Origin of the sequence: Streptomyces sp. NPDC086835 (assembly GCF_044745705.1) — a bacterium.
Taxonomy (GTDB): Bacteria; Actinomycetota; Actinomycetes; order Streptomycetales; family Streptomycetaceae; genus Streptomyces.
On sequence record NZ_JBIVAU010000008.1, the window covers coordinates 124,274 to 137,681 of the forward strand.

At 70.1% G+C, this 13,408-nt stretch carries 8 protein-coding genes and 1 pseudogene; 2 read left to right on the forward strand and 7 right to left on the reverse strand.

Annotated elements, in window-relative coordinates; genetic code table 11:
* Positions 1-2 precede the first annotated feature (2 nt).
* The 4 genes from ACIPJI_RS24845 to ACIPJI_RS24860 all read right to left on the reverse strand — a co-directional run bounded on the left by ACIPJI_RS24845 (position 3) and on the right by ACIPJI_RS24860 (position 6,853).
* Entirely contained in the window at positions 3-2,867 is a 2,865-nt protein-coding gene (locus ACIPJI_RS24845) for a stealth conserved region 3 domain-containing protein (protein ID WP_402248907.1), read from the reverse strand.
* Positions 2,868-2,877: 10 nt separating this feature from the next.
* Positions 2,878-3,822, reverse strand: a complete 945-nt coding sequence (locus ACIPJI_RS24850; protein WP_307708889.1) for a hypothetical protein — start codon at positions 3,820-3,822, stop codon at positions 2,878-2,880.
* Positions 3,819-5,615: a stealth family protein gene (locus tag ACIPJI_RS24855; RefSeq protein ID WP_402248909.1), complete on the reverse strand. Its 1,797-nt coding sequence runs from the start codon at positions 5,613-5,615 to the stop codon at positions 3,819-3,821. The genes ACIPJI_RS24850 and ACIPJI_RS24855 overlap by 4 nt, the downstream gene beginning before the upstream one ends.
* Before the next feature lie 167 nt (positions 5,616-5,782).
* The gene (locus ACIPJI_RS24860) at positions 5,783-6,853 is read right to left on the reverse strand and encodes a hypothetical protein (protein WP_402248911.1); all 1,071 of its coding nucleotides are present in this window, start codon (positions 6,851-6,853) and stop codon (positions 5,783-5,785) included.
* Between the two features lie 249 nt (positions 6,854-7,102).
* Between ACIPJI_RS24860 and ACIPJI_RS24865 the strand changes: the two genes are divergently transcribed.
* The gene (locus tag ACIPJI_RS24865; RefSeq protein ID WP_356622149.1) at positions 7,103-8,158 is read left to right on the forward strand and encodes an LCP family protein; all 1,056 of its coding nucleotides are present in this window, start codon (positions 7,103-7,105) and stop codon (positions 8,156-8,158) included.
* A gap of 119 nt (positions 8,159-8,277) precedes the next feature.
* On the opposite strand, the gene ACIPJI_RS24870 is transcribed toward ACIPJI_RS24865, so the two are convergent.
* A complete protein-coding gene (locus ACIPJI_RS24870) occupies positions 8,278-9,369 on the reverse strand; it encodes a hypothetical protein (protein WP_307708885.1) in 1,092 nt (363 codons plus the stop codon).
* A 142-nt stretch (positions 9,370-9,511) separates the two neighbouring features.
* Between ACIPJI_RS24870 and ACIPJI_RS24875 the strand changes: the two are divergent.
* Positions 9,512-9,769: pseudogene (locus tag ACIPJI_RS24875) on the forward strand (hypothetical protein); the annotation flags it as partial.
* On the opposite strand, the gene ACIPJI_RS24880 reads toward ACIPJI_RS24875, so the two are convergent.
* Both ACIPJI_RS24880 and dxs read right to left on the reverse strand, forming a co-directional pair.
* Positions 9,715-11,229, reverse strand: coding sequence for an amino acid permease (locus ACIPJI_RS24880; protein WP_307708884.1), 1,515 nt, complete (start codon positions 11,227-11,229; stop codon positions 9,715-9,717). The pseudogene ACIPJI_RS24875 and the gene ACIPJI_RS24880 overlap by 55 nt on opposite strands.
* A gap of 195 nt (positions 11,230-11,424) precedes the next feature.
* Complete coding sequence (dxs, locus tag ACIPJI_RS24885; protein WP_402248914.1) at positions 11,425-13,338, reverse strand: 1-deoxy-D-xylulose-5-phosphate synthase; 1,914 nt, start codon at positions 13,336-13,338, stop codon at positions 11,425-11,427.
* Positions 13,339-13,408 lie beyond the last annotated feature (70 nt).

A 13,408-nucleotide genomic window follows, 5' to 3' on the forward strand; every position in this document is an offset into this window, starting at 1 on the left:
CCTTACAGAGGCCAGCCGGGAAGGCGGCCGGCATGGAAGAGTTGGTTACGTGCCGATCCCGCCTCGAACTGGCTCGCGATCGGGAAATAACTGGGGAGGAAGGCGGCGAGCGTCGCGTCCTGCTCGTCCTCCGAGACGTCGCCGTCGTGGAAGTCGTTCAGACAGAAGACGTCGTTGGAGCGCGCGGCGAGAAGGTGGTTGAGCTTCTTGACCTGCTCGCTGATACCGACGTTGACGAAGCCGCTGGAGATGCTGCCGGGCACGCTGCGTTCGGTGTAGTAGCCGAAGTAGTGGTGCAGCGAGGAGGCGACCGACACGTCGGAGCGGTCCCTCAGCTGGCTCGCCGCCGTGGCCCGGAGATGGTCGGGGAAGGTTTTTTCGAGGTCGTACATCACGCTGCGCCGCAACGGGTGCGGCGCGTGGATGAACGAATTGACGAGGAGCCGGCCGAACGCCCAGGAGATCAGCTCCCTGTTGTTCTTCGCCGCGCTGCGGCTGTACTCGTCGGTGAGCTGGACCGGGTTCATCGGGATGGCGTTCGACGACATGAAATGCTTGGACTGCCCGTTGCCGAGGAAGAAAAGGCTCGGCCGGATCGGCTTGGCCACGAAGACGTCGTCGTTGAAATACAGGAACTGCTCGGACAGATCCTTGATGTGGTGCATCCGGCTCTCGATGGCGTGCGAGTTGTACGTGGGCAGCACGCCGTCGTCGCCGAATATCTCGGTGTGGTCGACCACCCGTACACGCGGGTGGGCCGGGTCGAGCCAGGCCGGCACCTGGCGGTCCGTCACGATGTAGATGTTGCGGATCCACGGTGCGTACATGTCGAGCGAGCGCAAGGAGTAGCGCAGTTCGTCGCGGTTGCGGAAGCGGGCGGCGCTGGCCGCCGCGTCCTCGGTGTCCATGCCCTTCGCGGCGAGCACCGCGTTCTTCCGCTCCAGCCAGTCGACGTCCGATCCGTCGACCCAGGTGTAGACGGCGTCGATGGGGAAGGCGACGTCGTGGTGCAGGGTCTGCTCGAAGGGTGTGATCGTCGGGTAGCGCCGCCCGCCCAGAACGGTGGGGACCCGGGTCAGGGCCTCCTTGGGGATCCGGGAGCCGATCAGGGTGCGCAGCGGGGAGATCATGTGGTCCGGTTCCTCCGGATCCTCCTCCCAGAAGGAGATGGTGCACCCGTACGCCGCCCCGAGCCGCAGCGTGCGCGCCGGGGTGACCACGTTCTGGTAGACCCGCACGCCGGCGCAGGGCGTGTTCACGTGATCGGTGGCCAGCGAGGCCAGCGTCGTCGTCATGGCGGCGTCGGAGTCGTTGAGCAGGGCCATGTACACCGCCTGGCCCTGGCAGCTGGCGGCGAGGGCCTTGAGCGCCGCCTCCCGCTGTCCCACGAAGACGGCGAGACTGTGCCTGATCTTGGAGGTACGCGTCACGAAGTACGGGATCCCGCCCTGCTCGAGGGCGTTCGCGGCCAGGGCGAGGTTGGCCTGCATCACGTCGAACGGCGTCTCGGTGTCGGTGACCCGGCAGATCTGTCCCCCGTCACGCACCAGCCCGGTCCCGCCCTGGAGAACGCGCTGCTCCGCGTTGGAGAGCCGACGGGAGTGCCGGGTGCTCGGAGGCGCGGCGGCGGCCGGCCGGCCCTTGCCGTCGACCCCGCAGTGCAGGGCGTACGCCGCCACACGCTCCGCCTTCATCAACTCCCGGCGGCCGGAGGACAGATCGGCCCGCAGCGCGGCCAGCAGCGTCTCCCACCCCTCCGTGGGCCGGAACCTGGCGGCGTACGAGGCGGCCGACCGGCCCAGCGAGTGGCGCATCTCCTGCTGCTCGATCACCGCGAGCAGGACCGACGCGAGGGCCTCGACGTCCCCCGGGGTCACCAGCAGGCCGGTCTGGCCCTCCATCACGACGTCACGGGAGACACCCGGCGCGTCGTAGGCGATGACCGGGACCCCCGCTGCCTGCGCCTCCATCAGTGAGAGGCCGACGGCGTCCTCGTCGGACGTGCTCACCGCGATGCTCGCCTTCGCCCATTCCTCCGCCTGGTGGGGCGCTTCACCGATGAACTGCACACTGCCCTGGAGGCCCAGCTGGTCCCTGCGCTGGCGGAGGGCCCTGCCGTACGGCCCGTCGCCGAGGATGCGCAGGGTCCATGTGGGGTGGAGGCCGCTGACCTTGGCCCAGGCGGCGAGTACGTCCCCTGTCCGGGACTCCTTCTCCAGCCGCGAAGCCATGGTCACCATCCGCGTCTCCAGGGTGGAGCGCGGCCGGAAGCCCTCGGGCAGGCCCGGCGGCAGATGCGTCAGCCTGGCCGCGCCAGGGCCGAAGGTGTCGGCGAACCACTGCTCGGAGCGCGCGCCGGAGAACGTGAGGGCGTCGCACCGCGCGCCGTGCAGGGCCAGCGGCTCCCGCTCCGCTCCCCCGCTCTCCACGGCACGCAGTTCGTGATGGACGGTGAGGACACGCGCGGGCGCGAACCGGGCCACGTAGGCGAGCAGCGCGGGAGAGGTGGGGACGACCACGTCGGCGTCGATGCCCTGGAGGAAGTACTCCAGTTCGATGTCGGCGAGCCGGTGGTACTGGCCGTCCCAGCGCCGCTCGACGATCTCGCTGGGCATGGCGGCCAGGGCCGCCCCGGTCGCGGCGTCCGGTCCCGAGCGGCGCACGGCCTGATGGACCGACTCCGCCGCCTCGACGAGGAACTGGACGGCGACCCGCTCGTCCGGTGACACGAAACGCCGGCGCCGCGCCTTGAAGACGCTGACGACACCGACCTCGTGACGGTGGGCGAGCAGGGACGCATGCTGGAACACGGCGCGTTCGGCATCGCTCATGACATCCGCGCGCGCCAGCAGGAACGCGATCTTCATACAGAACCCTCTACTTGCCCTCTGCCTCGCGGCTGCAGGTGAGCCGGAAGTTGCCCGCCGGGGTGTAGCGGGGCTCGACCACCATCAGCCGCTCCCGCTGCGGGGCGACCGTGATCCTTCGCATGCCGAACACCTTGCCGGGGTCGCGCACGTCGTGCAGCCGCCTGGCCAGGCGCAGCGGGCGCTTGCCGCCCCCGGGGTGCACCAGGACGTCCCAGTGGACGCGCCGGCCGCTGTCGGGGACCATCTCGGACAGCGGCACCTCGACCCGCCACAGTCCCGGAACCGTCTCGGACAGGGGCCGTTCGACGCTGTGTCCGGCCGCCACGAACTCGGCCACCGGGCGGTCGGCGCGCACGCCGAAGAGATAGAGGTCCAGCTCCACCCCGGAATGGGCCGAGTGGACGTTCGCGACCTCGGCCGCCGGCCTGGCCTTGCTGCACACGATCCGCGCGTCACCTCGCAGCGTGCGGCCCACGCGGTAGCGGTCGCCGCTGACCGGCGAGGCGCTCATCGCCCCGGTCGGGCCGCCGGTGGGGGCGGGAAGCTCACGGAGCAGCAGGGGCATCCGGCGCGACCTGTTCCCGGCGCCGACCCGCAGCCGCAGCTTCCAGCGCCCGCGCCCGACCGGCAGTCCGCCGGCCTGCGCCCCGAAGAGGACGGCCGCGTCCATCAGCAGCCGGCCTCCGCTCTCGTACACCGTCGCCGGCACCCGGTGGCGGCTGCCCCGGCGCCGGACGAGGATCTCCGCGCTGTCCGCCGCCTTGACGGACGGCGGCAGCACGGCGTGCAGGTTGAGCGTCTGTCCGTCGAGCAGTGCCGCGTAGCGCAGCACAGCGGTGCCGCCCTCCCGCCGGGGCAGGAAGAAGCGGGTCATCACCCGCAGGCGGACGGCACCGAAGCGGGCACGGACGCCGCGGCGCGCGGCGCCCAGGCGTCTGCGGACACGGCTCATGCGCTCAGCCCCAGGCCGCCGGTACGCGGGGCCACGAGCGCGTCGGCGCCGGCCTGCTCGTACGGGCTGGGAACCGGGAAGTACGTGTTCAGGAACGTGTCGATCATGCGCGCCTGGGCGTCGGGATCGTCGGCCACGACGGTGTCGTTGATGCAGAAGGTGTCGAAGTTCCGCTTCGCCAGCAGGGAGTTGAGACGCCGCTGGGCGAGCTTGTCCGCGAGGTCGATGTAGACGTACCGGATGTCGCCGACGGTCGCCCGGGCGGAGTGGTACGCGTAGTAGTGGTGCAGCGACGAGGCGATGGGCACGTCGTGCGGCGAGCGGAAGCGGGAGTGCTGGGTCACCCGGTGCGCCTGGGCGTAGACCTGCTCGATCTCGTCGAGGACGCTGCGCCGCAGGGCGTGCGGGGTGTGCTTCATCTTCTGCGAGATGACCGTGCCGAACTGCTGGGCGATCAAACCACGGCTGTTCTTGCCGGCCGCGTTGACCGGCAGGTCGTCGGGGCCCGCGCTGCCCGAGGGGATCAGCGCCTTGGACATGAAGAACTTGGTCAGTCCGTTGGGGTGGAAGAACTGCCCGGGCTGGACGGGACGGCCGAAGAAGACGTCGTCGTTCAGGTACAGGAAGTGCTCCGCGAGGTCCGGTATGTGGTGCAGCTGGCTCTCGATCGCGTGCGAGTTGAAGGTCGGCAGCGCGTCGGGGTCCGAGAAGATCTCGCGGTGGTCCACGACCCGCAGGCCGGGGTGGTCGGTGTTCAGCCACCGCGGCACCTGGCCGGCGGTGACGAGGTGGATCCGGCGTACCCACGGGGCGTACTGGTGGAGGGCGCGGAGGGAGAAGAGGAGTTCGTCGCGGCTGGTGTAGCGGGAGTCGTTGGCGGCCTGCTCGTGCAGCGGCGGCACGTCGGCCGCCGTCTTCCCGTCGCGGACCGCGTCCCTGCTGGCACGCCACTTCGGGTCGTCGCCGTCGACCCATGTGTAGACGACGTCGATCGGGAAGAGGTGGTCCTCGGGGAGCGGTGCCGCGAACTCGGGCAGAGTGCGGGCGTAGCCGGTCGTGTAGGCGGCCGGGACGGTGCTGAACAGCGTCTGCGGGGCCCAGCCGGTCTCCCGTGCCACCGGCACCTCGGTCACCACCCGGTTGGGTCGCGGAGCGACGAGCCGGCCGTCGGCCTCCGTCCAGAACTCCAGGTCGCAGCCCGATTCCGCGCCGAAGACGAGTTCGCCGGTCGGGTCGCACACGTACCAGGCCAGGCGCAGGACCTTCTGCGAGGTCAGCCGCCGCCAGGTCTTCGCGGAGGCGCCCGGATGCATCCGGGCGCCGGTGGTGCCGACGTAACCGGGGTTGCGTCCGAACACCAGCCGCAGCACTTCCTCCACGTCGCCTCTGGAACGGGAGGGCACCGCCACGCAGGGAAGGGGGCCGGACACACCGCGGACGCAGAAGTAGTCGATGTCCGCGGCCTCGAGGGCGGCGACGACGATGTGCAGGTTCCGCGCCCGGGCGGCCCAGGCGGTGGCTCCGGGCACCAGGGTGGCGCGGGCGTGCCTGCCGCCCACCTTCACGACCTTGAGCAGGGCGGCGGCACTGTGGCGGGCCGGCTTGCGGCGCCCGCCGAGCATCCAGACGACCGTGGCGGTACGCACCGCGTCGGCGAGGGCCAGTGCGGCCATGACCGCGTTACGCAGTGGCTGCGGGACCCGCCGGACAATCTTCCTGCGCGCACGGACCGGCACGAGAGATCGATAAGTCGACACAAGCGCACTGGCCTCGGGGTTCTCGAGGCTGACCACTGAACTACCGCACCATCCCAGACAAGGCACACCGCGCCCCTGTCAGCGGCGCTGCTGCAGATTGGCGGCCCGGCGCGGTCGTCACGGCCCCCCCATGAGACGCACACCCAAGATCGACAGGGAAATCGATCACTCCACGCTGGAGTGATCGATCACGCGCAGGATCTTCACATTTTCTTTGTCCATTTGTCCAGCAGAAAACCTTCGTCCGACGCCTTCTGTCGCGTAAGCCACAGTTGCTGCCGATCCGCCAGGGCGGCGGCCACCATGCGGCCGTGGGTGCCGGTGCACACGGCAGGCACCACGGAAGGCGCCCCCGTGTCGGTCTCCGACCACCACGCGCCCGCCGACTCCTGCTCGGTGGGGTGGGCCGTGAACGAGACCCGCCCCGGCCCGGACTCCTGGGCCAGGACGGTGCAGTCGTACCCGCCGATCATCGCGCGGGTGGCCACCAGCGGCCCGGCGCCGGCAGCCTGCACGAGCGGCTGCGCGTAAGGCGAACGCCCCGGGGCCCAGACGTTGACGATTCCCCCGCCGTCGAGGAAGTACAGCGAGACGGAGCCGGAGCTGGTCGCGAGGGCGGTGAACGCACCCGGCGCCGCGACGGCGTCGAGCTGACCGCTCAGGACGAACTTGCCGCCGTCCTCCTCCTGTGTGAACCATCGGATCGCCCGCGCCCCCGGCACGAAGAGCTGCACCCGGCCCGCACCGTCGGCCGCCGCGGCCAGGAAGTCGCCGGTCCGCGCGCCGCCGAGGTCCTGCCAGCCGCCCCACCCGCGGCTGTTCTGCACCCGGCAGCTCACACCGCCGCCACCGTTGCGCACGAAGACACAGAGCCGCCCGTCGGCGTCGACGGCCGCGGCGGGATGGCCCGTCCACGGGCCGGTCCTGTTCGGATGTCCCAGCGAGGTCCATCCCAGCACCGGCCGCCCGGTCTGGAACTGCACGGCGTGCGTCAACTCCACCTCGTCACCCACGCCGGTGCGACGTATGCCTACGAGATGGACATATCGGTCCACGCCTTGAGCGACCGTCAGATCGGCGGTCAGTCCGTCATGGGCCAGCCGGTCCGGCTCCGACCATCCGGAGCGGCCTTCCGTCCAGCGCAGCACCGCACCCTCGGCGGGCGCATAGGCACTGAAGAGCCCTTCTTTTCCGCAGGTCAGCCACGAACCTGTCAGAAGGGAGGCACCGAGCGTGCCGTCCTCTCGGGACGGGCGGGTGCGTGCAGTAGGCATGTCAATCCAGTGCGTAAGATAGGACCGGTTGGGTTTTCATTCGCCCGTTGATCGTTGGATCACCATAGTCTGTTCACTGTACGATCACTTCCGCCGCTGCCCTGCTCGGGGTACGCACTTCGGACAACAGAAGCCGTCCCCACCGGCCCCGATCGTGCACCTTCGCGACAGCAGCCTCCCCCATGAACGGCCATCACGGCGACGCGATGACACATGCCCGGACGGGCTCAGCACGAAGGTTGGACGACCATGACTGACGAAGGCGGCCGCAGGAAAAGGGGCCGGTCCCGGAAGCGACCCGTGCTCCGGATCGTTCTAGGGACGCTGCTCGTACTCGTCCTCGCAGCGGCCGGCACCGGATACTGGCTGTACAGCCGTCTCGACAGCAACATCGAGTCGATCGACATCGACGATGCCGTCAACGGCGAGCGGCCGGAGAAACTCGCCACCGGCGCCCGGGACATCCTCGTGCTCGGCTCCGACTCGCGCTCGGGCGACAACAAGGACCTGGCGGGCGGCAATGTGGGCGGCACCGCGCGTTCCGACACGGCGATGGTCGTCCACATACCCGAGGGCCGGCAGCAGGCCGTCGCCGTCAGCATCCCGCGCGACACCCTGGTGAGCCGGCCCGAGTGCACCAAGAAGGACGGCTCCACGCTCCCGGCCGCGGAGCGGGTGATGTTCAACTCCGTCTACACCAGCGCCGGTCCCGCCTGCGTGATCAGCACCGTGGAGAAGATGTCCGGCGTCCGGATCGACCACTACATGGAGATCGACTTCTCCGGGTTCAAGGAACTGGTCGACGCGATAGGCGGCGTGACCGTCGACGTGAAGGAGCCCATCCACGACAAGGAGTCGGGCCTCGACCTCACGGCCGGCTCCCACAAGCTCGACGGCACGCAGTCACTGGCTTTCGTCAGGACCCGGCACGGCATCGGCGACGGCAGCGACCTCGGCCGCATCGGTCTCCAGCAGCAGTTCATGATGGCGCTCCTCAGCGAGGTCAAGTCGCAGGACCTGCTGGGCAGTCCGGCCAAATCGTTCAAGATCGCCGACTCGCTGACCCAGTCGCTGACGACCGACTCCGGGCTCGACTCCCTCACGAAACTCGCCGACTTCGCCCGCAGCATGGACGGTGTCGACCCCGCCTCGATGGAGACGATCATGCTGCCCGTCGCCTACGACAAGGTGGACCCGAACCGGGTCGTGGCCGCCGAACCCCAGGCGACCGAGCTGTGGAAGGCGATCCGCGAGGACTCCGAGATCCCGGCCTCCGCGAAGAAGTCACCCGCCACGGGCGGCTGACGGACCGCCGGCCAAGGAAGCCACGGCCGCGCCTCGCGCGCGCCGTGGCTTCCTGCGTCCCGCGCGGTCCGCCGGGCCGCTCCGGTGGACGGTCCGCAGGACTCCGCTGCCCGGCAGCCTCACCGCAGCGGCTTCCAGCTCCCCAGCGCGAACCCGCCCGCCTCCGTCTTCTGTCTGCTGACGATCAAGCTGCCGTCGCGCGCGAGAGCCATCGCGACCAGGCCGTGCCCGCCGTGTTCCCGCAGAGCCAGCGGAAGGTGGCCGGCGCCGGTGGTGGCCGTGCGGGTCCACCAGCCGCCCGCCGACTCGTCCTCGGTGGGGTACGCGGCGAACGCCACCTGCCCCTGGTCCGCCTCCTGGGCGAGGACCGTGCAGTCATGGCCGTCGATGACCAGCCGCGAGAGCACCAGGGGCCCGGGCCCCGCCGCGTCCATCAGCGGGCGGGGCTCCGGCAGCCGGCCCGGTGCCCAGACCTGGATCACCCCGTCGCCGTCGGTGTAGAAGAGCGAGACGGTCCCGGAGACCGTGGTGATCGCGGAGAAGGCTCCGCCCGGGGCCGCCTGGACGTCCAGCCTGTCCGCCAGGGCGAAGGCCGCGCCCGGCTTCTCCTGGGTGTACCGCGTGATCTGCTTGCGTCCCGGTACGAAGAGTTCGACCAGTCCTTCCCCGTCGGTGGCGACCGCCAGTGCGTCCAAGGTCCCGTATCCGCCGAGGTCCTGCCAGCGGCCCCAGCCGCCGCGGACGCCCTGGACCCGGCAGCTCACACCGGTCCCGCCGTTGCGCAGGAACACACAGACCCGGCCCTCGCCGTCGACCGCGGCCACCGGGTCGCCGGTCCACTTGCGGACCTTGTTGGGGTGACCGAGCGGGTGCCAGCCGAGCAGGGGGCGCCCGGTCTGGAACTGCACCGCGTGCACCAGCTCCAGCTCCTGCTCCCCCTCCGTGTCGGTGCCGGTCCGGCGCAGGCCGATCAGATGGGCGTAGCCGTCCGCTCCCTGGGCGACGGTGAGCACCGGCATCAGCCCGGGTGCGTCGAGCCGGTCCGGCCCGCTCCATCCGGAGGGCGTCTGGGTCCAGCGCAGCACCGCGCCGTCCGCGGGTGCGTACGCGGTGAGGAGACCGTCCTTGCCGCGGGTCAGCCATTGTCCCGACAGCCGTGTGTCATCGGCCCGGTCTCGGTCTCGAAGCGTGGTCGCACGCTCAGTTGGCATGGGAAGTCCAGTGCGTCGGAACGGCTCGGAGGGGCCGGTGAGTTACCTCACCGGCCGGTCAATTCTGGCAGCACCGGCGGGCCACTGACACCGCAGCCCCGCGCACGCTGCGACCCTGGTGCCATGGACGAGCCGCCCCCCAGCTTCCCGGGGCGGCGGCTCCGTGCCCGGCACCACGGTGGAGCCGGCACCGGGGAGCGGTGACGACGTGATCGTTGCGAGGGTGCGGAAGGCGGCCGGCCGGACCTGTGTGATCGTCACGGCCGACCGCGAGCTCCGGAGAAAGGTCGAGGCGCACGGCGCGCGGCGTGTGGGCCCGCGTGCCGTGCGCCCTGCGGAGCCGGCTCAGTACCGGGCGCCTGGGCCCGCCTTGCCGAGGCGGCTGTGCCTGCGCCCGTAAAGTGCGTACACGACGATGCCGAGCGCCATCCACACTGCGAACCGGAACCATGTCTCGCCCGGCAGGTTGAGCATCAGCCACACCGAGGCCGCGACCGACAGGATCGGCACCAGGGGCACCAGCGGGGTACGGAACGCGCGGTGCAGGTCGGGCCGGGTGCGGCGCAGGATGATCACGCCGAGGGCGACGACGACGAACGCGAAGAGCGTTCCGATGTTCACCAGGGTGGCCAGCTCGTTGATGCTGGTGAAGCCGGCGACGATCGCGATGATCACACCGAGCAGGATCGTCGGGCGGTACGGGGTGCGGAACCGCGGGTGCGTCTTGGAGAAGAACCGCGGCAGCAGGCCGTCGCGGCTCATCGCGAAGAACACCCGGGTCTGGCCCAGGAGCAGGATCATGCACACCGTCGTCAGACCGACCGCGGCGCCGAAACTGATGATGCCGGCGAAGAACGGATGGCCGGTGGCCTTGAAGGCGTCCGCCAGGGGTGCGCTGATCGACAGTTCGCTGTAGTGCTGCATACCGGTCACCACGAGGGACACGGCGACGTAGAGCACGGTGCAGATGAGCAGCGACCCCAGGATGCCGCGCGGCATGTCGCGCTGCGGCAGCTTGGTCTCCTCGGCCGCCGTGGCCACGACGTCGAAGCCGATGAAGGCGAAGAAGACGATGGACGCGGCCGTGAAGATGCCCATCACGCCGAAGTTCGTGGGCTCGTAGCCGAACAGCAGCTGCACCAGCGGCGCGTCCCAGCCGGAGCCGGCCTCCTGACCCTGCGCCGGGGGGATGAACGGGTCGTAGTTGGCGGCCTTGACGAAGAAGAGGCCCGCGACGATGACGATCAGCACCACGCCGACCTTGATGGCCACGACCACAGCGGTGATGCGTGCGGACAGCTTCATGCCGACGACGAGGATCGCCGTCAGCAGCAGGATGAGTACGAAGGCCAGCAGGTCGAAGGTGCCGCCCTCCACATCAGGGCCTTGCAGCCCGGCGGGTAGGTTCCACCCCACGTTGTCCATCAGCGAACGCACATAACCCGACCAGCCGACCGCCACCACCGCCGTGCCGAGCGCGAACTCCAGCACCAGGTCCCAGCCGATGATCCAGGCGGGCAGTTCGCCGAGCGAGGCGTACGCGAAGGTGTAGGCGGAGCCGGCCACCGGGACGGTGGAGGCGAACTCGGCGTAACACAGGGCGGCCAGGGCACAGACGATGCCGGAGGCGACGAAGGCGAGTGCGGTCGCCGGGCCGGCGTTGTTCTTGGCGACGGTGCCGGTGAGGACGAAGATGCCGGTGCCGATGATCACACCCACGCCGAAGACGGTGAGGTCCACCGCGGAGAGGGACTTCTTGAGTGCGTGCTCCGGCTCTTCGGTGTCCTGGATCGACTGCTCGACGGGCTTGGTCCGGAAGACGCCTTGCCTGCCTCCGGACGGGTCAGTATCTGTGCTCACCCCTGCACCTCCACACTTGTCGTCCTCGCCATGATCGGGACGGTGCGTGGTCCACAGAGAGCCGGAACGGGTGGAGTTCAGCCGAATGGGCCGAAGGGACCACCCTTTCAGGGTTACCCTCCGGCCCGGGGTCGGCACGTCGTGCACACGATCCGTCCCATTCGTCCACGGATCGATTGCATCGGCCGCGGCGGATCAGTCGCGGGCGGGCTCGACCGCCTCGCTGTCGATACGGCCGTCGAGCTTGGAGACCAGACCGGTGACCTGGCGGGCGATGTCCGGTGCGGTCAGGCCGATCTCCGCCATGACCTCCTTGCGGGAGGCGTGGTCGAGGAAGCGGGGCGGGATGCCGAAGTCGCGCAGCGGCACGTCCACGCCCGCGTCGCGCAGGGCCTGGGCGATGGTGGATCCGACGCCGCCGACCCTGCTGTTGTCCTCGACGGTCACGACGACCCGGTGCTGCTCCGCGAGCGGTGCGAGCGCCTCGTCGACGGGCTTGACCCAACGGGGGTCGACGACGGTGGTCGAGATGCCCTGGGCGTCGAGCAGGTCGGCGATCTCCAGGCACATCGGGGCGAGGGCGCCGACGGAGACGAGCAGGACGTCGGGCCGGTCGGCCTCCGGCCGGCGCAGCACGTCCATGCCGCCGGCCTTGCCCACGGCCTTGACGGCCGGTCCGACCGCGCCCTTGGAGAAGCGGACCACGGTCGGCGCGTCGTCGACCTCCACGGCCTCGCGCAGCTGGGCGCGGACCTGGTCGGCGTCGCGGGGGGCGGCGATCCGCAGGCCGGGAACGACCTGGAGGATCGACATGTCCCACATGCCGTTGTGCGAGGCACCGTCGGTGCCGGTGACACCGGCCCGGTCCAGTACGAAGGTCACACCGCACTTGTGCAGGGCGACGTCCATCAGGACCTGGTCGAAGGCGCGGTTGAGGAAGGTGGCGTAGACGGCGAAGACGGGGTGCAGTCCGCCGGTCGCCAGGCCCGCGGCGGAGACCGCGCCGTGCTGCTCGGCGATGCCGACGTCGTAGACCCGGTCGGGGAACGCCTTGGCGAACCGGTCGAGACCCACGGGCTGGAGCATCGCGGCCGTGATGGCGACGATGTCCTCGCGCTCCTTGCCGAGCTTGACCATCTCCTCGCCGAACACCGAGGTCCAGTCGAGGCCGGAGCTCGAGATGGGCAGACCCGTGTCGGGGTGGATCTTGCCGACGGCGTGGAAGCGGTCCGCCTCGTCCGCCAGGGCGGGCTGATAGCCGCGGCCCTTCTCGGTGAGGCAGTGCACGATGACGGGGCCGCCGAAGCGCTTGGCGCGGGCGAGGGCCGACTCGAGCGCCTCGATGTCGTGGCCGTCGATGGGGCCGACGTACTTGAGGCCGAGGTCCTCGAACATGCCCTGCGGGGCGATGAAGTCCTTGAGGCCCTTCTTGGCGCCGTGCAGCGTGCCGTACAGCGGCTTGCCGACGACGGGGGTGCGCTCCAGGAGGTCCTTGCCACGGGCGAGGAAGCGCTCGTAGCCGTCGGTGGTGCGCAGGGTGGCCAGGTGGTTGGCGAGGCCGCCGATGGTCGGCGCGTACGAGCGCTCGTTGTCGTTGACGACGATGACCAGCGGACGGTCCTTGGCGGCCGCGATGTTGTTCAGCGCCTCCCAGGCCATACCGCCGGTGAGAGCGCCGTCGCCGATGACGGCGACGACGTGGTCGTCCTTCTTCAGGACCTCGTTGGCCTTGGCGAGGCCGTCGGCCCAGCCGAGCACGGTGGAGGCGTGCGAATTCTCGATGACGTCGTGCTCGGACTCGCCCTGCGAGGGGTAGCCGGACAGACCACCCTTCATCTTGAGCCGGGAGAAGTCCTGGCGGCCGGTCAGCAGCTTGTGGACATAGCTCTGGTGCCCGGTGTCCCAGAGGACCTTGTCCTTGGGGGACTCGAAGACACGGTGGAGGGCGATGGTCAGCTCGACCACGCCGAGGTTGGGTCCGAGGTGCCCACCGGTCTTGGACACGGCGTCCACCAGGAAGGTGCGGATCTCTGCGGCCAGCTGCTCCAACTGCTCCGGTCCGAGCCGGTCCAGGTCGCGCGGTCCCCTGATACGGGAAAGCAGTGCCACCCGTGCCTCCTTGCATTCGAGCTGCATCCGAGCCGATCGGCTCTGGGCTGATCGACCTTGCCGATTGCCC